Source organism: uncultured Sphingomonas sp. (assembly GCF_936927845.1).
GTDB lineage: Bacteria > Pseudomonadota > Alphaproteobacteria > Sphingomonadales > Sphingomonadaceae > Sphingomonas.
In genome coordinates this window covers 1-24,490 of record NZ_CAKZHV010000045.1, presented here as the reverse complement: position 1 = coordinate 24,490, position 24,490 = coordinate 1, and the positions used below count along the sequence as shown (strand labels likewise).

Sequence of the window (24,490 nt, the reverse complement as noted above, 5' to 3'; positions counted from 1 at the left end):
CGCCACCTGCTGCTCCGAGATCATCGGTCAGCGTCTGCGAAGAAGGTATCAACGACCAGCTGAGCCTTTTCGGCTCGGAGATCATCGGTACTTTTGTAAGTCTGATGGCCAATTCGTTGATCGAAACTGCCAACGAGGCTACAGCAGGGCATCAAACTGACAGAAGCGGACGCCGATGGCCACTGACCCTGCCCTATCCCAGCCCGATGACCTCATCGAAGGTGGTCTGGATGTGCTGCATCGAAAGTCGCTGACGATCCTCAAGCGCATTCGCGACAGCGCGGTCGATCCGGAGACGGGCCAGAAGAAAGGGCCGACCTTTTCGATATCCAAGGCGGCGGCGCTGGTCGGCCGGACAGCGTCGGCGGTGCGCGAAGCGGAGCGCGATGGCCGCCTCCCCGCCCGCGGTCGCACCGGCTCCGGGCATCGTCTCCAGTACACGCTGGAGGAACTCGACCACATGCGCGAGGTCTTCGGCACACGGCCCTGGCGCGAGCCGACCGACACGCCGGCGATCATCTCGGTCTGCAACTTCAAGGGCGGCGTCGGTAAGTCGACCATCGCGCTGCACCTCGCGCAGCATTTCGCGATCAACGGCTACCGCACCCTCTTCATCGATTGCGACAGCCAGGCGTCGTCGACGATGATGTTCGGCTACCGCCCCGACGTCGACCTCGACGAAGAGGATACGCTCTACGGGCACTTCCACAATCCGGAGCTGCTCGGCGTTCGCAAGATCATCCGCAAGACGCACTTCCACAACCTGGATCTGATCCCGTCGAACCTGCGCCTCTACAATCTCGAATATGAGATCGCGGGGCATATGGCGCGCAACCAGAATATGGAGATCATCGACCTGATTGCGCAGGCGATCGACGAAGTGGTCGACGATTACGACGTCGTCATCATGGACCCGCCGCCGGCGCTCGGCATGGTGTCCATGGCGGTGCTCCAGGCCGCGAATTCCATGGTGATCCCGGTGCCGCCGAGCCTGGTCGATTTCGCGTCGACCGTGTCGTTCATCGACATGACGCGAACCACGATGAAGCAACTCGAGCAGCTCGCGGGCCGCGGCCGACCGGCGTACAATTTCATCCGTCTGGTCGGCAGCCGGGTCGATGAAAGCAAGTCGATGCACCGTGAAGTGCTGTCGATGATGCGCCAGGTCTTCGGCGGCTCGATGACCCAGTCGGTGATGGTCACAAGCGCCGAAATCGACAATGCCAGCTCGCGCATGAAGACCGTCTTCGAGCTCGAGAAGCCCGTCACGTCGCACGAGGTGTACAATCGCTGCATGAAGCACCTCAACGACGTTTGCCAGGACATCGAGCAGGATGTGCTGCGCATGTGGGCGAGCCGGGCAGGGGGGCAGATCTAGGTGAGTTGCCACGTGGCAACCGTGCGGCTCACTTCTGCCGCGAGCTTTGCCCGCGAAGCTCGGCCAAGCCGCGCCGAATGGCGTGTTGCCACGTGGAAACCCTTGGAGGACCGCGAGCCAAAACAAACACTTAGACCGAGGCTACTGCTGCGTAAGCTGCTGCTAGCCGCCGTCCAGCGGGGACAGTGTGAGCGCCGGTTGCCACGTGGCAACTCGACCGCTCGTCGCCCGATGGTCGCCCAGAAGACAAGAAAGGGATGAGCCGATGAGCAAGGGCAATAAGGGCTTCGGCTCGATGTTCACAGAAGGGCTCGACGACGAGCAGAACCTCGACCGGGCGACCCCGGCGGACGGGATCATGGCGAGCCGCAGCCAGACGCTCGCGCGAATCGCCACCGGCAAGACGGTGGCCGACCGCACCGAATGGGTGGACCCGGCACGGTGCCGTCCGTGGCGCATGCACAACCGCGATCTCGACCACCTGAATGAGGACAGTTGCCGCGATCTCATCGACTCGTTCCTCTCCGCAAAGAAGCAGCGGATCCCGGCGATCGTCCGTCGCCTCAAGGATGATCCGGATTTCGACTACGAAATCGTCGCGGGCGTCCGTCGCTGGTGGACGGTGACTTGGCTGCGCGCGCACCATCATCCGGAGTTCGAGTATCTTGTGACGGTCCAGAGCGTCACCGATGAGGAGGCATTTCGCGTCTCCGATGTCGAGAACCGGTCGCGCAAGGACATCTCGGATTGGGAGCGGGCGAAGGAATATACGATCGCCCTTGCTGAGTTCTACGACGGCTCGCAGTCGCAGATGGCTGAGCATCTGAAGTTGTCCAAGTCCTGGCTAAGCCGTCTGCTCGACGTGGCCCGTCTGCCCGAGCCACTGGTGGCGGCATTCTCCGACACGCATGACATCACCGTACGCGTGGCACGCGATATCAAGCCGCTCGCGGGCGACCCCAAGGCGCTCGTCAAGATGCGCGATGAGGCGGAGCGGATCGCGCAAGAGCGTGACCAAGGCGCCGCCAAACTAAGCGGCCCCGAAGTCGCGAAGCGGCTCGTTCAGGCAACCATAGCGCCCACGGCGAAGGGCGGTGCCGAGAAGGAGATCAAGGGCGACGGCGGCAAGGTAATCCTGCGCTACAGCAAGGCGAGGGGAGGGGGGCTCACAATCAAGGTGCAGCCCAAAACTGGAGCGTCGTCGGCTGAGTTGCTGAAGGCGATCGAGGGCCTGCTGACTTAAGAGGCGGGAGCGTGAGGGAGTTGCTGGGCGCTTGCGATGTTTTTCACGGGAGACGATTGATACTTCAAAACGGGGCACGCGGCCCGAAGGCCAATCGGGTGGGAAGCCGCCAGTCCGCTTTCGGGTTAGGACCGTCCGTAAGCCGACGTTCGTTCAGGCGGGGGCAGGGGCCTGCGACGCCGGTCGATGGTGGAGGGCAGAATGGCCGGTTTGGAGCTCAGGGGCTGTTCGTACCGGCCGTTGATTCACGCCGCTACTGCCGCGGCCGGGCACCCTGTTCTGGGCCGATTAGCCTCGCCGGTCCGAGCACGATCACGCTTTACTCACATAAAATCATGTGTGAAGGTATATTAAAGTATGTAGCGGTAAGCTTGAGATGTTGTATGCGGACTTTCTCGACGCAATTGGAAGGGCGGGGCTAAGCGTCCGCGCGTTCGCCGAACTCATCGGCATGAACCCCAACTCGATCTCGAATTACGCTCGAGCTGGCGAACTGCCCACCCACCTCGGGCTCATCGCTGTCCTCATTGCCGGCGTTAGCGACCTCGGCGGAGACTATCGCAGGATCATGTCGAAGGTAGAGCTTGCGCCCAAGAAGCCGCGCGGCGGTGCGGGGCGTGGCCGTTTTGGCGGTGATCGCCAGAACAATCTGGACCTTGAGATATGACCCGCCTCGGCAACACTACGGCGTGCCGGCTCTTATGCGAAGCGAGACCATCAGATGGTTGATCTCGCAAGCGTCATCGCCGAATTCGGGGGCGACCCGACAGAGCTTCGCCTGCTGAATGGCGATGGGCCTGACCTTCTGCCGTACGCGACGCTTCTGACCGCGCGGCGCGGCGGAAACGATCTGCTGGCAAGCGTGAGCGCAGTCTACGAGTGGCAAGGCGCACCGCTGCTCTTTCTTGTCGACGGCGATACGCTTGAAGATGAGGTCCATCTCCATAAGATCAGGCGATTGCTGGCGATGCGAGGCGATGCGCCGTATCTGGCAGTCGTCGGGCCAGGTCGACTGGATGTCTATCGCATCGCGCTCGACAACAAGTCTCCCAGACAGGCTCGTGTCGAGTGGGGCGATGATCGTGACGCCAAACGGGCGGCTTTGGCCCGGTTGGCGAATGTGCGCCCTCAAGCCGCCATCAGCCAGCGCACCTGGATCTCCAACGTCGTTCTGAGCCTGCTGACCGGGTCAATCAGCAAGCTAATCGCGATCGACGGCGTCACGGACGAAGATGCGATCTCCCTAGTCGGCCGCGCGCTTTTCACGCGATTTCTCGCCGATCGTAATCTGCTGCCGGTCACATTGTCTGGTACGGATAGTGGCGCAAGCCTGTTCGACAATCGGGATGTTGCGGCAAAAACCTCCAATTGGCTCGACGCGACCTTCAACGGCGATCTTCTTCCGTTGTCGGACGGCATCTTCGCAATGCTACCTGATCACGCATTTGGCAGCCTAGGCGATGTGCTCCGCCGGGCGCCTGACGGCCAACTCTTCCTGGGCTGGCAGGAAAAGTGGGATCATCTCGATTTCGCTCACATCCCGGTCGGTGTTCTGAGCCAGGCATACGAACTGTATCTTCGCAGCCATGCGCCGGCACGACAGCGGCGTGAAGGTGGCTACTACACGCCTCGATCGATCGCGGACCTGATGGTGCGCGCATCCTTCCGCGCGCTCGAACGACAGGACGCCTGCCACAAGGCAAAGATTCTCGATCCCGCGGCCGGTGCCGGCGTCTTCCTTCTGACGGCCTTTCGCGAGCTGGTAGCGGAGAGCTGGCGCTTGGAAGAGAAGCGGCCGGATACCGGCGCGTTGAGGTCGCTACTCTACAACCAGATCGTAGGGTTCGACATCAACGAGGCAGCGCTGCGCTTCGCGGCGCTAGGGTTGTATCTGATGTCGATCGAACTGGACGCCAATCCGCGTCCTGTCGACAAGCTTAGATTCGAAGATTTGCGTGGCAAGGTGCTTCATCGCATCCGCGCCGATGGCGAAATTGAAGGCAACGAGCTGGGAAGCTTGGGACCGCTCGTCGGCGACGAACATGTCGGTCGCTACGATCTGGTGATCGGCAATCCTCCTTGGGCAAGTGGCACTGGATTGCCTGACTGGAGGCTGGTTCGTGCGACGGTCACTCGCATCGCTGCCGACAGGAAGATTTCGATCGCGTCACCTCCCCTGCCGAACGAGGGGCTCGACTTGCCATTCGTCTGGCGCGCCATGGAATGGGCCAAGCCCGGCGGGCAGATCGCCTTTGCTCTTCATGCCCGGCTTCTGTTCTTGCAAGGAGACGGCATGGCCGAGGCCCGCCAAGCTATGTTCGAGGCTCTCGACGTCACCTCGGTTATTAACGGCGTGGATTTACGTCAGACGAAGGTTTGGCCTGAGATCACCGCGCCGTTCTGCATCCTGCTGGCCGCGAACCGGCGACCCGACCCTAGTGCTGGGTTCCGCCTTATCAGCCCGAGATTGGAGTCGTCGCTGAACGACGCCGGCACGATGCGAATAGATGCGTTGAATGCGGAGGTAATTGCGTCAAAGCAGCTTTTCGAAACGCCTGAAATCCTGAAAATTCTATTCCGAGGGACCAAAGCCGACTTCGGGATCGTGGAGCGACTGCGGAGTCACGGCCACCCCACTCTCGACGCATTCTGGCGCGACGCGATCGGCGTGTCGCCCGGCGGACAACTAAAGGGAAGCGGCAACGGCTATCAGAAGCTGCGGCCCAGCAGCAGGATACGGCGGCAGGGGGATGGGCTTCCGGGAGAGGATGCGCGCGCGCTGCATGGATTGTCCGAGATCACGGCCGCCACATTCGCCAGCATCGCCATCGACCATGATCGGTTGTCCCCATTCACCCAGGAGCGCGTCCATCATTTGCGCTCACGGGCGATCTATTCGGGGCCGCTGATCGTCGTTCACGAAGCGCCGCCTGTGCTCACCGGGCGTATCGGCGTGGCGATTTCCGAGAAGGATGTCGCCTTCAATCAAAGTTTCTATGGGTATAGTCCGAGCGGCTTTCCCGAGGCTCATCTCCTCGTTCGCTACCTCGCGCTTGTTCTTGGAAGCGAACTGGCAGTGTGGATCGCGCTCATGACCAGCGGTCGGTTCGGGGTCGAGCGAGAGGTCGTTGAGAAGTCGACGCTGGACCGCATACCCCTGCCAGACTTCCGAGTGCTCTCCCGCTCGCAGAAGGACGAACTGCTGACACTTTTCGACGGCTTGCAGCGCGGTGACGTTGCCTGGAACGAAGTTGATCGATGGGTGGCAGAGCTTTACGGCCTCGGCCCACGCGATCTTCAAGTTATTTCCGACACGTTAGAGTTTAATCTGCCGTTCGCGCATAGCAAGCGGGAAGCGCAAGCCATTCCAACGGATCATGAACAGGCTCGCTTCTGCAAGGTTCTGGAAAGCGAGCTAGCCCCTTGGTGTGCTCGCTTTAATACCAAAATTGCCGTTCGGCCTGTTCGTCAGCCGACCATCTCTCCGTGGCATGGCATCGAGGTGCGGACAGCGCCGGACGGCGGCAGTCTATCTCCTGACCCGCGCGATTGGGAAGGTCTCTTACGGGTCGCGGACGACGCGGCTGCATCCGAGGTTGTGCTTCGTGATGGCGATGAAGGTTTGCTCATCGGTCGACTGGCACAACGACGGTATTGGAGCGAGACACAGGCGCGTCTTCTCGCTCAGCGGATCATCTGGTCGCACCTCGACCTGTTCAAGGTGCAAGGTCGGGCATGAGAGCGGCATCGATCCGCCCACGGCCCGATCAGATTGCCGAGTTGACGCGAGGGCTACGGTTGCCACTGCCCGAGATTTCGAGCCTTCATCTCAACATTATCGCGGAAGGTCTTCTTCAAGCCTTCGCCGACATCCGCGCCCAAGCCCCTGTCACAGTCGCATCGGGCACCGAAGCCGAAGTCACGGCATTGCTAGAGGCGCGTTTGAACGCGATGATCGAGGTCGAACCGCTTTGGGGACAGCTTGTCCTCTGTGTCGCACGCCGCAAGGAAAGCGTGAGCTTCGATGGATCGCACTTAGAAAAGCGCCCTGACCTTTCCATATACCTGTCGAACCGCAATCGTAGCTTCCCTCTCATCACGGAGGCCAAAATCATCGACTCCGCAGCATCGAAGACTGAGTCTCTATACTGCGACAATGGCATAAGGCGCTTCGTAGAGGGCGAATATGCATGGGGCAACCGGGAGGCGTTCATGATCGCCTATATCCGCGACGGGTCGTCGATCGGCACCAAGCTGACGCCATTTCTGTCAAACGCCGGCTCTCGAAGTCCTCCCGGATATCTTGTAGAGACACTGCCGGTAGCGAAAGGCTCGGAAAGCTACGACCTTGCTAGCTCTACGCACGGTCGGAACTTTCTTTATTCCTCCGGTTTAAAAGACATATCCGAACCCGGATCGATCTCTATCTGGCATCTTTGGCTTCCTTGACATCGCTGTCATGAGGCAAGCCGATGCGGCCTACCGGAATTGCGACGCACACATCGTGTGGATATCGTCGATACCAAAGTGACCTAAGTCTTAGTTATCGATGACGACGAACGCCGCCGCTTAGTAAGTCGGCCGACCGCCGCAACAATGGATGTTCGCTTGGAGAACCACCAAAATACCGCAACTGGTAGCGTGCATGAAAAAAGTGTGACCGATGCGGTGACTACGGAACTCCAAGAAGCGAGCGCAACCAGCGCGGCGGCTTCGCTAGCTACGGCGCTGCCAAGCGCACCGAGCAGAACGATGCCGACGGCATACCAGGCGAGATGAGGCCGGTCAGCGGCGAAGCTGGCATAAGCGGCAAACTCTTCGAACGGTTGAATGCGACCATCGGCCTTCCAGTGATAGATGACGAAGCGATCCATGTCGCCAGCATCACCGCCGGGGCGATTTTCCACATAGGCGCGCCACGGTCGCGTCTCCAGAAGCCGCACGTTACGCACGCCGCCATGCTGGGCAACTAGGCGGCGCCCGACGTCGCGGATCAAGAAGTAATGCACCTTCTCGATGCTGAACCGCCCAACGCGGGCTCGATGCGCTACGACTTCAGGGTAGCTCCGAACGACGTTAAGGCGGAACTCAGTTGTCTCGGTGACGTCCGTCGCCGGTGCAAGATGGCCGTGCTGAGAATGGGTCTCCACCGTGAACATGCGCGACGCCGCGCCTTGAAGGTCAATCCGGAACCTGGCGTAGCCATCGCATCCGTTCACTGCCGCCCTGAGACGGTTGCAGAATTGCTCCTCGAAGGTGATGATCGTACCATCACCATCCGGGGAATAAACGGTCTCGAAACTTAGGTCTCGGGCGATATCGATGCGATGCATCGTAAGCCACGGCCGACCATCCTGCTCAATAAGATAGGCGTCTGCGGATCCCGGTCCCGGAAGCACGACCTCGTTGAAAACGATTTTCAGAACTTCGCCGTAGCGCATCACTGCCCAGAGGTCGGAAACGTCGTCGCGCTTGATGCGCCCCGGCACGAACATGAGAACTCGGGCAAGTTCAGCGACATCCTTAAACCGGAGTCCGACGTCGAGGAAGTCGAAGCCTGACGGCAGGTCGCGCCACAGGTTCACGTGGACGTCGATCCTCGGCGCGTCCGCGGCTGCGTCGCCCAAGGGATCGAACCAGAGGGCCAGCGTGCCGTCCATCCCTACGACATACCTCATATCACGGCGGCCCGCGACAGCTCGATTGCGGCGGCGGACGAGGTCGGCTAATCTGTCCGTATGGCTTCGACGCTAGAAATCACCGATTTTGGAGCGGTCGACATTCAAGACCCCTTCTTTGGATCGCTCAAGGCTCAGTATGGTGAGTTCACCGACTGGTTTGCGCGAAAGGCCGCTTCCGCAGAGCCGGTATACGTCGTTCGCCGGGCCGGTGCGAACGGTGGGCTACGAGGCTTCATCTACCTTAAAATTGAGGAAGGCGCTCTCGACGACGTGGAGCCTCCACGTCCAGCGGCTCGGCGGCTCAAAGTTGGCACGTTGAAGATCGATGCGCATGGCACGAAGCTTGGCGAACGTGTCATTAAGAAGATTTTTGACCATGCGGTACGGGAGAACGTGGAGGAGATTTACGTCACCGTATTCGACACTCATGCGAAGCTCATCTCACTCTTCGAAAGATACGGTTTCGAAGAGGTGGCGTCGAAGAATACGCCAAACGGCGTTGAAAAGGTTTTGGTCCGCGAAATGGACGCGTCAAGAGATGACGCCCTATTAGATTATCCCTTCATTCATATGGATGGGCGGCGCTATTGGCTGCTTGCGATATATCCCGATTATCACTCCAATCTGTTCCCCGACTCGATTTTGACGACCGAGACGGCGGATATCCTGCAAGACGTATCTCACACCAACACAATACACAAAGTCTACGTTGCCAAGAAGGCCCTCACGGCCATGCGCCCAGGCGACGTGGTGGTCGTTTACCGCACGACTGACATACCGGGCAGAGCCCGCTTCCGTTCTGTCGCCACGTCGCTATGCGTTGTTGAGGAAGTGCGCGCCAAGAAGGATTTCGCGTCAGCAAATGAGCTTGTCCGCTTTGCGGCCGACCATAGCGTCTTCGACGAAGACGAGTTACGCGACTGGCACTCCTCTGGCGACCGTCTCTATGCGGTGCGAATGACTTACAATGTGGCGCTGCCTAAGCGGCCGAATCGAGACGCGTTGCTCGAAGACGTTGGAATTACCGAGCAACCAAGATGGGACCTGCGTCGGCTAACGAGGCAGCAGTTCAATCGTATCGTCGATCTTGGACAGGTGAATGAAGCTCTTATTGTCGATTAAACCCGAGTACGTCGTCAAGATATTCGCCGGCACCAAGCGATTTGAATACCGTCGTGCGATCCACATTGATCGTTCCGTCAGCACAGTGGCAGTATACGCAACACAGCCGGTTGGCCTCCTTGTCGGTGAATTTGACGTGGCTGAAATTCTTCGTATGCCGCCTGCGGATTTGTGGGATGCAACCCACGAGTATGGGGGCGTCGAGCGGAGCTTTTTTGACGCGTACTTTGCAGGCAGGGCTTTTGGCTTCGCTATGCGGGTGGGCGCAATTCGCCCCTTTGACCCGCCGATAGAGCCGGGATCGGTGATCCCCTCATTCACCCCGCCGCAGTCCTACATGTATGTTGGCGACGACCTCGGACGAATTGCAGGCGACGACCGGCAGTTGGCCCTTCTATGATGATGGTTGAGAGGAAGCCGCTTCGCGTCGGTCTCTTCGGAATATCCGGCGTCGGTAAATCACACTTGGCTCGTCGCATCACTGCCGCGCGACCCGATGTTTTGCATCTTGTGGCCAGTACGTTGTTGAAGGATGCTCACCGGGTCACGGGGGAGGCGCTCCGAACCGCGTCGGCGGATGCCGTCACCAGCAATCAAAATGTACTCGCAGACATGGTAAATCAGGTGGCGGCGTGCCGGCCGCATGATGCGATCGTTCTCGATGCGCACAGCGTAATCGACAACGACGCCGGACTCGTGCCTGTGCCCTACGAGGCGATTGAACCAATCGGCCTGTCTGCCTTCCTTTTCCTGCGCGACGATCCCGCGTCAATCGTTGAGCGACGGAGAGACCCGTCTCGGCGCCGGCCGAACCGGAGTGTAGCGGAACTGGCCGCCCAACAAGAATTCGCGCACAAGCTTTGCGCCGATTATGCCCGCCTAAGTCGAGGTAAGTTCGCGGTGCTTGACGGAGCCAAACAAGAAGAGGCGCTCCGGTCGGTGCTAAAGCTACTCTAGTGTGCGCGATCAATCCACAGGCGTAATTGCCGGGAACGCAGTGTTTTGAAGCTTCTTTTGCAAATTGAGCCGTGGTTTTTGCCATCTTCCGGTTAGATGGCCTAGTGGTGCCGGTGTTGTTGCATCTCAATCGGTCCAGTTTGTCGGAACTCTTGTCCCGATCAGCTTGTCAAACTGATTCTGCTCGACGTCGTGATTAAACGAAAAGATCTCAAGACCGTCTTCGCGTAGAACGTGGAGGTGGTTTTCGTAACGTCGCGACCGCGGGAATACCCGCCAATTCACCGGCTCGCCGTTGATAACTCTAGACTGGCCATCGCTGGTCAAGACCATGATGGACTCGTCAAACTCGAAGACAAGCCCGAACAGCGATGTTTTGATCGAAACAACACTCTCAAGGCTAGTGGGCAGCGGGACCTTGCCTATGAAGGGTGTCCGACCATCGCTAAGTAATCGAAAGACGGCGAGATAAGCGCCTTCCACTTTGTAGATCTTGTCCCGGCTTCCCCACGTGAGTGGACGACGCCCTGGTGCATCATACCTGTTACGGATCAGGTCTTCCAGATGGTCGACCGGGCCCGGTCTGCGCGAAGTTTCAGGAGCGTCCTCTCCGTCGTCACTCACCGCTACCTTGTCAGGGTCGGTTATAGGCATGCCCGCACGGGTCGCTTGGCTGAACCGGGCGAGAACGCTTCCCTCATCGAAGGACATGCCAATGATGTTACTATACATCCAGTCGCATGCATCACAGGCCCGCTCGGACAAGCAATCGCCAACGTGTTCGGGAGGCCACTCGCGATCCTTGATTTTGAGATCGACTTGGTAGAGCCCTTCGGTTCCGCCTGCGATTGCGACGTTGCCGTAGGCGGGCCACGCCTGGTTTGCTCCTAGCGGCGACAGTCGGACAGCATCGGTACGATCCTGCGAGCTGGGGTCGTAATGCGCGCCGTGAACGCCACGGCTGCTCGCCACGATCATGCGGTCGTAATGGAATGCGCTAGTGGCGTGAGGAAAGGGAAAGTCGTTGTCCGTTTCGCTGAGGCGATAGCGGGCGAGAGTAGCGCCGCCGATCTCGAACGCGTCACTCGACAGTTCTGCAAAGCACTGCCGCACTCGCGAGCGATCGAGCTCCGCACGATAAATCGCGTTACTTTCTGCAAAGGCAAATCGAAGCGCGGTACCTGCGTCACCAAGCGATTCTGCGAGATCGGATATCAGCTCCTCCCAAGCGTAGACCGACAGCGAACCGTCCATGCCAAATAGGTGTAATTGCCCCTTGTAGAGGAGCGAGTCCCACCACTGACCCTCTAGATGGAGCTTTAGATCACGCATCGCTGCCCCGACGCTATCTTTCGGATTTTTGCGGGGGACAATAGCGCCTTCTTTAGCCAATCGTTCAGAACGTCGGTCGGCGGGCGCTGCTGCGGTTTTTTGTAATTACAGGGGTAGCCGTGCCACTCATCGTCCGCATGCTCGTCGAAGCGGGCGACGAAGACTTGCGTCACATGGTCCCGATCGACGCCAAGATGGGCAACCGAACCCGCGGACTGGTAAAGCGACCAGGCAAATTTGCTCTCTATCCACTGGCTAGCCATTGCCACTTGGAAGATGCCTCTTTCTTCCGATAGCCCGATTTTCCACTGCGCCTTTCCAGGGGTTCCGTCGCGATGGTCCATCTTGTGCAAATAGTGCACGACGCTGGGCGCGGCCGGTGGCGGGTTCTGCGCGGTGTTATATCTGATTGAATGCGGCGTCACATTACACGGGCTGAAAAATTTGGTCCTCCCCTTTAGCTGCCCGGCTCATCGGCGGGAAGCAGGACATTTTCGCGGCTGTAGGGTCGCGGTGGCTTGTCATCGGATCGCTGGCGCGCCTTAACCCGAGCCTTGTGACCGGGGAATGCGCCGTCGCTTTGGCGTTCAGGCTGGGGCGAGCTCCCCAGCCAAGACGCGAGGGTCTACTCCGCCCCAATTAAGGCTTTCCGGCCACCGAGCTGGGGAGCGGAAAGAGCGATCCGTTGACATGAACGAATGGCTGAAGCTGCCGCGCGCGAAAGGCGCTCGGAACGTCCACTTCTGGGTCGTCTCAGCCAGTCTCCATGCACTCGTTACGCGTCCTCGCGTCCAGACTCCGGTATGTTCTCAGTGGGTATACCTTGCTAGAACATAGCCGATAAAACAGCGCCAGCGTCTGATCAGGGTCGCTTGCAGCCATATTGAACAGCTGCCGCGCACGATCTAGAAGCTGATCGAACAAAACGGGGCTTCCATGTCGCTTTTCGGCTATGCGCGCGTATCAACCACGGATCAGGACCTCGACATTCAGGTCGCGGCGTTGCGGGCGGCTGGTTGCCAGACCATCCGGTCCGAAAAGAAGTCGGGCACCGAACGGAGCGCGCGTACCGAGCTACAGATCCTGCTCGACTTCCTGCGCGAAGGCGACACGCTGGTCGTCACACGCATAGACCGGCTCGCACGCTCGATGAAGGACCTGCAGGACATCGTTCACGAACTGAAGGGCAGGGGAGTGGCGCTCAAGGCCACCGAGCAGCCAATCGACACCGGCACCGCCGCGGGCAAGGCGTTCCTCGACATGCTTGGCGTGTTCGCTGAGTTCGAGACCAACCTGCGTCGCGAGCGCCAGATGGAGGGCATCGCGGCCGCCAAGGCGCGCGGCGTCTATAAAGGTGGCAAGGCGCGGATAAATCCCGAGCTGGTGCGCAAGCTGGCAGCGGAGGGCGTGCGGCCTGCACACATCGCGCGCCAGCTGAACATCTCTCGCGGTACCGTGTACCGGTTCCTGCCGTCTTCCGAGGTCGCTGGCGAGGCTGCACAGGGCACGATCGGCTAAGCCACTGTTTCGACGCGAGCCGGGCTCGTGCTTTCAGTATTTCTACCTCACGGGAGAATAACTCGTGCGGTCGCTCCCGTGTCGACCATGCGGTGCCGCCTGGACCACACGGCCGCCCGCCCGCATGCTGGAGGATACGAGCGCAATGTCCATACGAGCGTGATAAAGAACACGGGCAGGGCGGATCATACCCTTGTGCCCGACCAGCGATGCAATCCGCTGATTTATGCTCACGCAGCCTGCGACATGCCAGCGGCGGTTGAACAGTCGAGTGGCGTGCTCGCGGCCCCAAGCGTTGCCTTAACTATCAGATCGTCGTCGACCAGATCGCGGTAATCGATCCACCACTTGGCCTCGGTCATGGGGATCAAGGCACGATTATCATCGGCACGTCCTGTTCTGGTCACGATTGCGGCTATGCGCGTCGCCCGTATGGTCGTGGCCCAGGCGATTTGGCGGTCGCTGCCCGACAAGGACGGCAGGTCCAGGTGTGCGACTGCTGCGCTGGCGCAGACGGCCGCTTCCGCCTGCTCGGGTCGCTTGCCATCGAGGAAGCAGGTTCTGCACTTGGTCGTTCGCAGCCAGCGTGCCTTTCGCTCCTGCTGTGATGCGAAACCTGAAAGATAGTGGACCTGACCGTGACCGCAGACGTGGGTGATGAGCTGTTCCATTCCGCCATCGTGAATCGGCGCACGGCGGCGACAACCGATATGAGTCGAGTTGAATCAAATGTGCGACCAGCGGTGTGACAGCGACGGCGGGCGTCACGACCCTGCCGCTGCCGCGGTGGTCTCGGCCTATCTTTCTTGAGGGAAGGCGACACTGATCTGCTAAGGTTGCCGCTACCTCCACCCCCGGTCCTTGGTAGACAGTGGGACGCTGCTTTCAGACGATTAAATATCAAGCGGGCTGCATGGCACCGTCAGTAGGCCGCTACCGAGCAGCTGAGCGGAACTGGTTGGCTGCCGCTTCTGTGAGCGTGGACGGGGCCGTGACTTGCACGAGGAGCTTGCACGAGACTGCTCCACCACTGCAAAGGGAGCGCCGGAGCGCCGTCGGAAGGCGAGAAGACGGTGTCATGACCCCTAAGCAGGCCCAGTTCGCCCGCGAGGCGCTGAAGGAGTTCAGGTGTGTCCGCGCGCCGGCCAACGGGACGGACAGCCCCGATCTCCAATCGCTTTTAGATAAAGCGGGTGTCGTGCAGTCGACCTTCTTCCTGCGCGAGCGCTTGGCTGCGGGCTTCACCCGGGACGGCATGGCGGCGCTGGTCACCTTGGCGGCGGATATTCTCGAAGCCCGCTCGCCGGGTCCGCCGGTCGCAAGCGCTCGCGTCTTGGCACTCGCTATAGCCGGCCTCTCCGCCAATCTATGGCACGCTCGCCCGCCAGAGATGATTGGCGACGCTGACCTCGAAGGCCTTGGTAATGCGATCGGTCGCTGGTTCTCAAAACAGGAGCGGCTCCGCACCCATTATATCCCCTGCAGCATCAGCGCTTGGCCGCTGACCTCTTTCGAGGTCGGCCCGGTCCGCTTCTATCCGGTCGCAGACCTGCCCCTCGACCTCTTCGGCCTGACACGGGCCGACGTATGGCCACGCGACGGCGACATGTCCGGATGGGCGGACGTCCTGCTCGGACAAGGCGTTCTCCGCCTCGCTGAACTGCGCAACGCCTGGACCATCGCGGAGGTCTCGGTGCGCGGACGCGAGTCGGCGAGGTCACAGCTCGCCGCTGATCTGGCCGTCGATGTAGCTATCGGCGTCATCCAGATGCTGACTCCTCCCAAGTTCTTTGCTCGGGCGGCGCGCGCGACGGCGCGTAGCGCCCCGGTCTGGTGGGCCACCCTGACGCGCGATGGGGACGACGTCCGGCCTGGGGTCAGCAACGACGAGCCCGGCAGGAGCATGGGCCCGGGGGCGCTCGAGATGGCGCTCGCTTCCCAAGCGGCCGTCATGCGTTCTCTCGGGCGGCGGCTTGAGGGCTTCCTACAGGGAGGCGGCAACACGCCCGTCCTCGACGAGGCTTGGTGCAACGCAGCCTTCTGGTATCATGAAGGGGCGGCCGAACCGCTGGACACGCTCGCGCTGGCCAAGTTCGAGACCGCGATCGAAGTGCTATTCCGTTCGGAGAGTTCGGCCGGAAGCAAGCGCAGGCTCGTCGACGGGATGGAGAAGCTTCTCGGCCTGCCGCGAGGGAAGCCCCTGGCCAGCGGGATGACGCCGGAGCAGTTCGCTGCGTCGATCGTGACCGCGCGCAGTCGCGTGCTCCACGGGACCTGGCCGACCCTGCACACCGAGCTTCCCGCTTCCGGGGGCGTCGGCGTGGCTGACGCCGAGATGTTGGCGCGCGTTCTCCTCATCGCCTTTTCCTGCCAGCTGGACGGGTTCATTAGCTCCGGCAACGGCGAGGACTCGCTGGATGCGCTGCTGTCGTGGAATGTGGCCGCTGCCGGCCAGGGCGGCGGGTGAGGCCGGTGGGGGGGCAGGTCGATGCTTCAGCCACATCGATCGTCTGCGCTTCGTACGAACGACGCACGCACCCCTCGGCCTTAACGTGCGACAGGTCAGGCGAGCGTTTAGCGTCGGCTTCTAACAAGATATGCCGCTCGGCATCTGCGTGGGAACGGCGGAATGGTCCCATTTTCCCGGCCATCGCGGTCGGTCGAACAGGCCCGATGAACGAATGTCTGAGATTGGGAAGCGCGAAAGGTGGCCTGAACGACCGTCTTTGGGTCACGTCGTCGCGTTGGGGGAGCGCGACGTCACGGTGGAGGAAGGGGATGTCGAGAGCGCGGTTGCTACTTGCCGGATCCTGCAGACGGGACTGGAATTGGTATGCATCGCCACCCGCATTCTCCCGGAGAGTACATGATGCTCAGGATGGCCTGCGTCCGGCCTTCCTGTTCACCTTTGGGATCGGAGACGACACGTAAGGCGTCCGCCAGTGTTCTGGCGATTGGCGTCGCCTTCGAAAACTCGGAGGTGTCCGAAACGACCCGGCATGTGGACAGGCGCCGACGCGTGACCCTGCACTGCATGATGACGGTCCAGTCCTCTGGAAGCGACTCTGCTTTCGTCAGCTTGATATGCGATCTCGCCTGATCGAACCGCAGCGGCCGGTCGATGTCCTGCGACGTCGACGAACAATCGTCACTGTCGCAGTACCACCCGTCGACCTCGAGATTCCGTGTAGCCAAGGGCGCGCCATCGCCGTCGTCCTGGATCGCCGATGCGATGAGCAGCACGGACAGCGCGACCTGGATCACGATACAATCCTCCCGTGATGACCGGACGATGGACTCCGGGCTGACCGGCGAGTTGCCCAGGTGTCAGAGCAGCTTAGTCGTATCTCCTGCGCCGTCTTGTCAAACACGATGGATGAGCATTGGCTGAGCTGGTCGGCGCCGATCGATACGGTGTCGTGCCGCGCGTCGCGCTTCCTTCCTCTGGCGGTCACCACGATCTCGTCCGGATCGCTGGCTGGCGACGGCCTGTCCGCGTCCGGGATCGCGTCGGTGCCTCCGAAGTCGCCGACCCGGACGCCCAGACGGTCGATGGACAGCGGACCGATCGCCAGCGGCCGGTCCAGCGTCATGCCGCGGACCGGGCGTTCGACGCCGAAGAAGATCTCGGTGGGCGTTGCCGCTCCCGACAACGTGCCGCCATAGGCCTCGGCGAGCCGCGCCGCGGCACCGGCGGTGGCGAGCGTCCGTGGATGGTGGGGATCGAAGCGTATGCGCATCGGCGTCCCGGCCACGTCGATGACTCCGATCGACGGCGCCCAACCGTCGCCGAACAGCGTCTTGGTGAAGCCCGGACGCTCCATCCTCATCGTGATCGTCCGCTCCCCAGGCTGCAGGGGTCGCAGAGCGAACCGTACAATCGATTCGGGCAGGCCGCCCGGTCCAACCGATCCGTCCGCGATCACCGCGAACGGCCGCCGCGTCCAGCCGATCCGCTGCTTCGACGGCTTGTCGCCGTAGTCGATGCTGGCGACCCTCGTCCGGGACATGACCGTGGTCGGGCCGATACGGAAGCCGTAGCCGATGCCTAGCGACCTGTTCGTCCTGAAGCCGCGTTGCTTCGCGAAATCCTCGGAAAGGAGCGGCATGCCGGGTGCCGCCGGATCGACGCGCAGACGGATCGGCCTGCCATCGAGACCGACGACGATGATCCCGTCGCCATCCACGACACGTTCACCGGGCGGATGCGCGTTCCCGCTCAGCAGGGTGGCGGCCAGGACGGTGATCGCTCGTCGCATCGTTGCACTCCCGTGAAGATCGCAGAAGACCGGTCCATCGTGTCCATTCGGAGGCTCGTCGCGGCGATTGTCTCCGTTCGGACGAGAAGCGCTTCGTTCGGCCTGGCCATGCGTCGCCTCCGGCTCGCCGGGCAGGGCCGCGGACGAATGTCGCCAGCCGCGCGCGCCTTTTCTCACGGCGCGGGGCAGCGATACGCCACCTTGTAGCTCCGCCCCCAGCAACGGAGGAGATTGTCGAGAACGCCCATGTTCATGGGCCAGCGGACGGCTCTTGGTCTGCCATCTGCGCCGACCGCGTCCTTGAGCTCGGGCGGACGCGGCAGGGCGGCAAGCCTGGCGCGAGCGACGTCGAGTCCGCGGCGGTCGCCACGTAGGAAGGCGACGGTCCCGTCCACGTAGAGGTTCCATCCCCATTTCGCATCATCGGCGGCCGGATGCCTTCCCGCTTCAAGGAGCGTGACGGCAGCGGCGTACTGGCCGGCATCGGCTCTCAGCTGCCCCTCGTGCCACGCCAGCAAAGTGTCGGCCGGCCCCATGCTGACATGCGCCGCGCGCCAGTCGCGGATGGCGTCGGCGGCCTCCACGACGCATCCACGCGCCTCCAGCGACCGCCACCCGCCGGCTGGGTCCTGGTCGAACGCCGGCAGGTTGAGGGCAAGCATCGCGGACCTGTCGTGGGCACATTCCTTCCCAGCGTCGGTGGCTGGCGCAAGAGTGAGCGCCGAGGCTAGTGCCAGTGCGGACATGATCATCGCGGGTGCTTACCTTTCGGAGAACGAGCCCACCCTGATCGGCCGTGGATCAGGGCTGACACGACGGATCGTACCAGCAGTCCCCTCCAAGCCAAGCCTTATCGGAACGGCAGGCCTGAGCTACGAGCGGTCTCGGCGTTTCGCACCTCAGTTTCCTGCGGGTGTAATGATGCGAACGGATGCTGCGGGCTTCTGGCCGGACGATCGTCCATCGCGGTCGCGGAGGGCACGTGATAGGAGTGAGCTCATGAGCGATGTCCCGTTCAGAGCGTTGCTGCTGATCGCCGTTTCGGGCTGCAGCCCGATGCGGTTGAACGACGACCTCACGGCAGCCGGACGGGCGGACACGAGGATCTGGGCACTGCGGGATTTCAACGACCGGGCAGTTCCGAGGACGCGACCGGAGGCGGCGACGATCCAGCTTGCTCCCGATCATACGGTTCGCGGAACCTCGGCGTGCAACCATGTGGGCGGCGAGGAGATCCTCTGGCAGGGCGACGCGCGGGAGGGTGAAGGCACCTTCCGTCGCAACGTGGCGGGGGTCACCATCACCACGACTATGGGCTGCGCCGACCGGTCGAGCATGAGCCTGGGCAATCGCTTCTGGGAAGGCATGGTGCACGCGACGACTTGGTTGATCGGGGAGAAGACGCTTACTATCCGTTTTGACGACGGATCGATCGCACGCCTCGAACCCACGTCTTCGCCGCGACAGTGAGCGGTCGTCGGCCTGCCACCTCCTGTTTGCTGTCGAGACCGACGCACTTCAGCTCAGCCTGCTCGTGGGAAGAACGTACCGAGCTGCGCCTTTCCGCCGCTCTCCGTCGAAAGCTTTAGGTGCGGCGCCTCGGCCCAAACCTTCGAACGAACGAAGCGCTCCATCGAAGAAGCTACGCCGACTTCATACCACTGGAGCCGCGACCTTGGTCAGAGCTCCGGCGAGCGGGACTTCGGAATGTATCGGGCGAACCAGCCGATGATCCGTTCGAACGCGTCCCTGACGTTGGCGGGAGACTGCGCCAGGCTGTGGCTCTCGCCGCCGTAGCGCACGAGCTCGGCCGTCTTGCCTTGTGCATACAGCGCGTAGAAGAACCGTTCGGCCTGCGAAGGCGCGCTTCGGATGTCCAAGTCGCCATGTATCATCAGCAGCGGCGTGTTGACGCGATCGACGAAGCTGATCGGCGAATTGCGCGAATACCGCTCCTCGTCCCGCCATGGAGGAGAGGGCAGTCCGAACTGATCGGCGATCAGCCAGTTGTCTGACTTCTCGTGCTCGATGCCGGGATAGCCGCGTGAGGTAGGATCGAACTCTTCGAAGGTCGCGGCGAGATCGGTGTCTCCGGCGATCGCGACCCCCGCCTTGAAGCGGTCCGTCTGGCCGACGAGCGAATAGACGCTGTATCCTCCGAAACTCTGTCCAAGCACTCCAAGTCGGTTCGGATCCACGATGCCGAGGGCGACCAGTCTGTCGACGGCCGGAAGCACGCCGTCCGGAATGCGTTGGAGCACGTCGCTTCGCCCATTTGGCCCGTCCAGGGGTATGGACGGAACAAGCACGACGTAACCCTTGGCAGCGTACAGATTTAGGTTGAAGATGCCCGGCATCGAAGGAGAGATCATGTACTCGTCGTGGAGGTCCGGCGGGACCTAGTGTCCGCCGTACACCCAGACCAGGGTCGGATAGCGACGGCCAGCTTCGAAGCCCGGTGGCAGCAGCACGGCAGCGTTCAGCTCGATTCCTCGGTCGTCCGTGTACCTGATGAGGCGGCGCTCACCCCAGGTCACTTTGCCGAGATGGGAATTGAGGGCGAGGAGGCGCAGGCATGCGCCAGTGGCGAGGCTCACTTGCTCGACGCGCAACCCGGTATGCCCGGTTTGTTCGTAGACGACCATGCCGGTGTCCGCCTGGGCGTCGACGATCTCTCCGGTGCGCACAGGCGCCTCGGAACCGATCTCGCCCGAGGTCGTGTTCAGCACGGCGAGCGCCGCTGAGGCGCCAGGGCGTTCCACAGAGACGAGACACCTGCTGGCAGGCTTTGCCTGATCCTCGTCGATCGCGAAGGACACCTTCCCGTCGAGGACGCGAACTCGCGTCAACGCGGCTCTTTCAGGATCAAGCCGGACCAACTCGCTGCCGACGAGACCGACGAGCTTACCCTCGTCGTTGCGGACCAGCCTGGTCGGTGACGCGCCGTTAGGAGGCGCCGCTACGTCTGTCCGTCCGCCCTTGCTGTCGAGGACGCGCTAGGTTCCGCCCGCCCTCCGCAGCACGAGGCGGGATCCGTCGAGCCAGAGTGGTGCGTGCGAACGGGCTCCTTCTTCATCCGGATCTCGTCGGGTCGCGCCCGGCCCTAGGTGTTTAGTCCCGGCATCTGGTGGATCGGGTCGACGATGAACCGGTCTGGCTCAGACGTCCAGATCCTGGCGATGTATTCGTAGGGGGTGAGGCCGCTGAGGGTCTTGAGCCGGCGAGCGAAATTGTAGGCGGCCATGAAGTCGTCGAGGTGCGTCCTTAGCTGGTCGTGGCTCTGGTAGTGAAAACGTTTGACCGTCGCCTCCTTGATGGTCCGGTTCATCCGCTCGACCTGACCGTTGGTCCATGGGTGGTTCGGTTTGGTGAGCCGGTGCTCGATGTCGTTGGCCTCGCAGATCATGTCGAAGCGCATTTGGCGGGACCAGGCGGTGTTTCGGTTACGGGGCTGCTCGGCGAACTGAATGCCATTGTCCGTCAGAATGGTGTGGATGCGGTAGGGTACGGCTTTCAGCAGGTGCTCGAGGAACTCCCAAGCCGTTCGCCTATCGGCCTTGTCGACCAGCTGGGTGACCGCGAACTTGCTGGTGCGGTCGATGCCGACGAACAGGTACAGTTTGCCTTCGGCGGTCTGCACCTCGGCGATATCGATGTGGAAGAAGCCAATTGGGTAGCGCTTGAAGCGTTGTCGCTTCGGTTTTTCGCCCTCGATATCCGGCAGGCGGGAGATGCCGTGCCGCTGGAGGCAACGATGCAGCGCTGACCGGGTCAGATGAGGGATCGATGGCTGCAACGCATAGAGGCAGTCGTCGAGCGGCAGCAGCGTGTGCCGCCGGAACGCCACTACCATTGCCTCCTCCGCTTGGGACAAGGTCGTTGAATGAGGGGCCTTCGGCCCGGTCTTCAAGTCCTCGACCGTCGCCCTCTTACGCCACTTCGCCACCGTCTTCGGGTTGATCCCCAGCTCACGGCTCAGCGTCGCGAGCGAAGCTTGCGATCGCTGTATTGCTGCTCGGACGGCGTGCGTGGTCGTGGCGCACCCATGACGTACCTGTCCCATACGGCTTCCTTCCATTCCAACGAAAGGATCGCACCATCAAACCGTGGGATCAAACACTTAGAATATCTTACGCACCCCCAGCCGGACCGATCGCCCCTCGGGATCGATGTACGCGCTCTGGAAGCGATCGGGTATCCGACCATTCCGGTCGCGCACGTCAATGCGGTCGTTCAACAGATTCTCGACCGTGAACTGGAGCGACATCTGTTTCGCCCACGGTCGCCCGACGATCTTGTCGACGTTGAGGTTGAGGAAGGGGACGAGCCAGACCCGCCCGGAAAAGCGTAGGTCAGACGCGGCAATGTCGCTGCGGATGCGGGTGGCACCCTGCATTGTTCCGTATACTCCAATGCTTGCGGGCCCGTAATTTCCCCGGATGTCAATGTCCCCTTGCCAGCGAGGTTGACCCCCAACGCCCGTCAGCGTCGCGCCGTCGAGCAGGTCGAGCGCGGGAAAACCCGCGCGGAGCGTCAGCACGTCCTCGATCCGGTAGGTCGTGCCGATCGTCGCGCTGATCGTGGGCCGCGGCTTCGGCGGCTTGGGCGGCGGGCCCTCCTTCGCGGGAGCAGGCGCGGGCAGCGGCTTCGGCCCGAGCGGCAGCGACAGGTTTAACGTCGCGCGCACGCGCCGCTCGCGCTCGAACGCGACATTGGTCGCGCGCAGGTCGACCAGCGCCAGCCGCCCGGCGGGATCGCGCTGGAACGCACCCGGAAACGCCGCCTGGAAATCGGGCGTCACGCCGCCGAGCGTCGTCGTCTGGTCGCTGATCCGCGTGTCCACATATTCGAGGTTGAGCCGCACCTCCTTGTCCCTGACCGGCTGTACCGACACCGCGACGGTCGTCCTGCGCCGGCGTTCGGGGGCGAGATCGGGATTCCCACCCGACAGCACCGTGACCAACTCGCTGCGACCGGTGGTGAAATCAAAGAACGGCGTGTTGGGCGCGGTCGTGATCGGGCCGGTCAGCAGCGCGATGTCGGGCGCGGTGCGCGCGTCGTCGCGCGATGCGGTCACTTGCACGCGCCTGACCGGGGTCCAGTTGATCCCGAGCGTCGAACTCGCCAGCCGTCCGAAGCGCGACACGTCGGAGATCCCGATCGAGCCGTTCGCCGACAGCCGCCCGGCGAACGCCAGCACGTCGCGGTCGGGCGAGGTGATCGGCAGGTCGACGCTGACGCGCGCCGACGTCGTCGTGCGCGTCAGGTCGAGCGTCGCATCCTCTACCCCGGGCTGGCGTCCCGTCGCGCTCGAGCGTGCATGGTCGAGGCTCGCGGTCAGTTGCGCCTCGCCCGCGGGCAGCGTCACGAGCGGCCCGTTCAGCACCACGGCGCCGACCAGCGTGTTCGTCACCGTCTCGCTGCGCGCGACCAGCCGCCGCGTTCGCGCCGGGTCGACGGGCGCCAGCGGATCACCGCCCACGTCGACGCGCGCCTGCAGCGCGCTCAGGTCGTAACCCTGCTCAAACGCGGCGCGGCTGCGCAGCCGGTCGTAGCCACCCGTCACGTTCCAGCTCCACCGCCCGATGCCGCCCTGCAGCGTCGTGCCCGCGTGCAAATTCAGGCTGTCGCTGCGCTGCCCCAGCACCGCGCCCGGCAAATAGCGGTAGAGCTGGACCGCATTCGCGAACGGCAGGCTGCCGCTATCCGCCGGCACGTCGAGCAGCGCGGGCGCCAAGCCGTTCAGCCCCGTCGAGCGCTGCGCCTCCATCGACAGGTTGATCGAGCCATCGGCGCCGGCGATCGGTCCGGCGAGCGTGCCGTCGACGTTGATCCGGTCACTGCGGTCCCTGATCGTGCGGAAACGGCCGATGTCGGTGACCGCAAGCCGGTTCGCGCCCGCCAGATAGCCCGAGAGCAGGCGGCGCGCGGCCGCATCGGCAGGGACCGCCGCGGCGGTGACCGCGCGACCTGCCAGCGCGTCGAGCGCGGGATCGAGGCTCGCACCGTCTACCCCGACGACGTTGCCGCCAAGTGCGTAGCGCGCGTTCGCGTCGGGCGCGATGTCGCGCTCCGCCTGCAGGATCGGATTGAGGCGCAGGTGCGACACGCTGAGCGAGGTTCGACGCGCACCCTCGATGTTGGCGAGCGTCGCCTCGGCGAAGTTCGTCTCCCCGCCGCCCTCGGTCGTCGTGCCGACGAGCTGTCTCGCGGTCGTCGCGCGGTAGCGCTTCTTGGTGACGAGGTTCAGCACCTTGACGGTGGGCGGAAAACCGAAGCGCGCGGCCTCCTGCTCGGGCAGGATCTCGGTCCGCTCGAACGCCTCCGGCGGCAGGCTGCGCAATTCGCTGAAGCCCGATATGCGGCGACCGTTGAGCAGGATCACAGGGTCCCCGCCGCTCGCCGACTCGGTGAGGGCCTTGAGGCGATTAATAACCGTCTGCAGATCGGTTGCGCCAAGCGAGCGGAGCGCGTCGGCGTCTAGAACGGCGACCGGTGCCGCATCGCGAATGGCCGAACCCGCGATTCGTCGACCAGTCACGATGATATCGTCGCCCTCACGTACCGACTTGTCACTGTCGCGAGTTTCAACCGTCTGATTTTCGGCCCTAGGTGGCTCGGCCGAGGCGCGAAGTGGAACGGTGCCAACCGTTGTCAGCACAAGAAGTCCAACGTGGGACAAGCTCACGCCCTGCAAACGTAGGCTGATACCGATCGGCAATACTTCATCACTGAACAAACACCCACTCCTCGACGACTTGGGGAAATATGGTCAGCGGATCGTGGTCAAATTGCGGCTGCTCTGCCCCGGAAATCCTTCCTATTGGTAGAGCCCACTCAACACGGGGGAGCGCTGTCCATAACAAGGTGTTATAGCCGGTCTATAACAGGAAAGTTAACATATTGCTCGCCTTTAGGGTCAGGACCCATTGATGTGAGCGTCGTGATCTGATGGGGTGGACGCCCCCCGACGGCATCGATGTGCCAGAGTGGAGGTGTT

The 24,490-nt window shown here is 62.3% G+C and carries 22 protein-coding genes; 11 read left to right on the top strand and 11 right to left on the bottom strand.

What is annotated here, in order from left to right; translation table 11 throughout:
* Nucleotides 1-175: 175 nt before the first annotated feature.
* From Q0579_RS06710 to Q0579_RS06690, 5 genes are all read left to right on the top strand, one after another.
* Nucleotides 176-1,378 carry an AAA family ATPase gene (locus tag Q0579_RS06710; RefSeq protein WP_298273830.1) on the top strand — a complete coding sequence of 401 codons (1,203 nt, stop codon included), beginning with the start codon at nt 176-178 and terminating at the stop codon, nt 1,376-1,378.
* 265 nt (nt 1,379-1,643) lie between these two features.
* Nucleotides 1,644-2,621, top strand: a complete 978-nt coding sequence (locus tag Q0579_RS06705; protein ID WP_298273832.1) for a ParB/RepB/Spo0J family partition protein — start codon at nt 1,644-1,646, stop codon at nt 2,619-2,621.
* Between the two features lie 376 nt (nt 2,622-2,997).
* Nucleotides 2,998-3,288: an XRE family transcriptional regulator gene (locus Q0579_RS06700; RefSeq protein WP_298273834.1), complete on the top strand. Its 291-nt coding sequence runs from the start codon at nt 2,998-3,000 to the stop codon at nt 3,286-3,288.
* A 54-nt stretch (nt 3,289-3,342) separates the two neighbouring features.
* The gene (locus Q0579_RS06695) at nt 3,343-6,360 is read left to right on the top strand and encodes an N-6 DNA methylase (RefSeq protein WP_298273836.1); all 3,018 of its coding nucleotides are present in this window, start codon (nt 3,343-3,345) and stop codon (nt 6,358-6,360) included.
* Complete coding sequence (locus Q0579_RS06690; protein WP_298810428.1) at nt 6,357-7,070, top strand: hypothetical protein; 714 nt, start codon at nt 6,357-6,359, stop codon at nt 7,068-7,070. The genes Q0579_RS06695 and Q0579_RS06690 overlap by 4 nt, the downstream gene beginning before the upstream one ends.
* Before the next feature lie 83 nt (nt 7,071-7,153).
* Here the strand turns inward: Q0579_RS06690 and Q0579_RS06685 are convergent, their stop codons facing one another.
* A complete protein-coding gene (locus tag Q0579_RS06685; RefSeq protein WP_298273841.1) occupies nt 7,154-8,281 on the bottom strand; it encodes a hypothetical protein in 1,128 nt (375 codons plus the stop codon).
* Nucleotides 8,282-8,359: 78 nt separating this feature from the next.
* Here Q0579_RS06685 and Q0579_RS06680 point away from each other — a divergent pair, with 78 nt between their 5' ends.
* The 3 genes from Q0579_RS06680 to Q0579_RS06670 are packed head-to-tail and all read left to right on the top strand — an operon-like array spanning nt 8,360 to nt 10,381.
* Nucleotides 8,360-9,424 (top strand): N-acetyltransferase, encoded by a 1,065-nt coding sequence (locus tag Q0579_RS06680; RefSeq protein WP_298273843.1) that lies wholly within the window; start codon nt 8,360-8,362, stop codon nt 9,422-9,424.
* The gene (locus Q0579_RS06675) at nt 9,402-9,824 is read left to right on the top strand and encodes an ASCH domain-containing protein (protein WP_298273845.1); all 423 of its coding nucleotides are present in this window, start codon (nt 9,402-9,404) and stop codon (nt 9,822-9,824) included. The genes Q0579_RS06680 and Q0579_RS06675 overlap by 23 nt, the downstream gene beginning before the upstream one ends.
* Nucleotides 9,821-10,381 carry an AAA family ATPase gene (locus tag Q0579_RS06670; RefSeq protein ID WP_298273847.1) on the top strand — a complete coding sequence of 187 codons (561 nt, stop codon included), beginning with the start codon at nt 9,821-9,823 and terminating at the stop codon, nt 10,379-10,381. Before Q0579_RS06675 ends, Q0579_RS06670 begins: the two co-directional genes overlap by 4 nt.
* Before the next feature lie 126 nt (nt 10,382-10,507).
* Here the strand turns inward: Q0579_RS06670 and Q0579_RS06665 are convergent, their stop codons facing one another.
* Nucleotides 10,508-11,635, bottom strand: coding sequence for a hypothetical protein (locus tag Q0579_RS06665; RefSeq protein WP_298810424.1), 1,128 nt, complete (start codon nt 11,633-11,635; stop codon nt 10,508-10,510).
* Between the two features lie 65 nt (nt 11,636-11,700).
* A complete protein-coding gene (locus Q0579_RS06660; RefSeq protein ID WP_298810422.1) occupies nt 11,701-12,138 on the bottom strand; it encodes a hypothetical protein in 438 nt (145 codons plus the stop codon).
* Nucleotides 12,139-12,649: 511 nt separating this feature from the next.
* Between Q0579_RS06660 and Q0579_RS06655 the strand changes: the two genes are divergently transcribed.
* Complete coding sequence (locus tag Q0579_RS06655; RefSeq protein WP_298273853.1) at nt 12,650-13,231, top strand: recombinase family protein; 582 nt, start codon at nt 12,650-12,652, stop codon at nt 13,229-13,231.
* Between the two features lie 230 nt (nt 13,232-13,461).
* Here the strand turns inward: Q0579_RS06655 and Q0579_RS06650 are convergent, their stop codons facing one another.
* A complete protein-coding gene (locus Q0579_RS06650) occupies nt 13,462-13,902 on the bottom strand; it encodes a hypothetical protein (protein WP_298273854.1) in 441 nt (146 codons plus the stop codon).
* Between the two features lie 407 nt (nt 13,903-14,309).
* Between Q0579_RS06650 and Q0579_RS06645 the strand changes: the two genes are divergently transcribed.
* On the top strand, nt 14,310-15,698 hold the full coding sequence (locus Q0579_RS06645; RefSeq protein ID WP_298273856.1) for a hypothetical protein: 1,389 nt from the start codon (nt 14,310-14,312) through the stop codon (nt 15,696-15,698).
* Nucleotides 15,699-16,027: 329 nt separating this feature from the next.
* Here Q0579_RS06645 and Q0579_RS06640 read toward each other — a convergent pair whose 3' ends face one another.
* The 3 genes from Q0579_RS06640 to Q0579_RS06630 all read right to left on the bottom strand — a co-directional run bounded on the left by Q0579_RS06640 (nt 16,028) and on the right by Q0579_RS06630 (nt 18,152).
* Complete coding sequence (locus Q0579_RS06640; RefSeq protein ID WP_298273857.1) at nt 16,028-16,495, bottom strand: hypothetical protein; 468 nt, start codon at nt 16,493-16,495, stop codon at nt 16,028-16,030.
* On the bottom strand, nt 16,492-17,490 hold the full coding sequence (locus Q0579_RS06635) for a hypothetical protein (protein WP_298273859.1): 999 nt from the start codon (nt 17,488-17,490) through the stop codon (nt 16,492-16,494). Before Q0579_RS06635 ends, Q0579_RS06640 begins: the two co-directional genes overlap by 4 nt.
* A gap of 173 nt (nt 17,491-17,663) precedes the next feature.
* Nucleotides 17,664-18,152 (bottom strand): hypothetical protein, encoded by a 489-nt coding sequence (locus Q0579_RS06630; RefSeq protein ID WP_298273861.1) that lies wholly within the window; start codon nt 18,150-18,152, stop codon nt 17,664-17,666.
* A 337-nt stretch (nt 18,153-18,489) separates the two neighbouring features.
* Between Q0579_RS06630 and Q0579_RS06625 the strand changes: the two genes are divergently transcribed.
* Complete coding sequence (locus Q0579_RS06625) at nt 18,490-18,960, top strand: META domain-containing protein (RefSeq protein ID WP_298273863.1); 471 nt, start codon at nt 18,490-18,492, stop codon at nt 18,958-18,960.
* A gap of 209 nt (nt 18,961-19,169) precedes the next feature.
* On the opposite strand, the gene Q0579_RS06620 is transcribed toward Q0579_RS06625, so the two are convergent.
* The 4 genes from Q0579_RS06620 to Q0579_RS06605 all read right to left on the bottom strand — a co-directional run bounded on the left by Q0579_RS06620 (nt 19,170) and on the right by Q0579_RS06605 (nt 24,031).
* Nucleotides 19,170-19,862 carry a prolyl oligopeptidase family serine peptidase gene (locus tag Q0579_RS06620; RefSeq protein WP_298273865.1) on the bottom strand — a complete coding sequence of 231 codons (693 nt, stop codon included), beginning with the start codon at nt 19,860-19,862 and terminating at the stop codon, nt 19,170-19,172.
* Nucleotides 19,863-19,889: 27 nt separating this feature from the next.
* A complete protein-coding gene (locus Q0579_RS06615) occupies nt 19,890-20,339 on the bottom strand; it encodes a hypothetical protein (RefSeq protein WP_298810418.1) in 450 nt (149 codons plus the stop codon).
* A gap of 254 nt (nt 20,340-20,593) precedes the next feature.
* Nucleotides 20,594-21,553: an IS481 family transposase gene (locus tag Q0579_RS06610; RefSeq protein WP_298273869.1), complete on the bottom strand. Its 960-nt coding sequence runs from the start codon at nt 21,551-21,553 to the stop codon at nt 20,594-20,596.
* Nucleotides 21,554-21,610: 57 nt separating this feature from the next.
* A complete protein-coding gene (locus Q0579_RS06605) occupies nt 21,611-24,031 on the bottom strand; it encodes a TonB-dependent receptor (RefSeq protein ID WP_298810416.1) in 2,421 nt (806 codons plus the stop codon).
* Nucleotides 24,032-24,490: the final 459 nt, after the last annotated feature.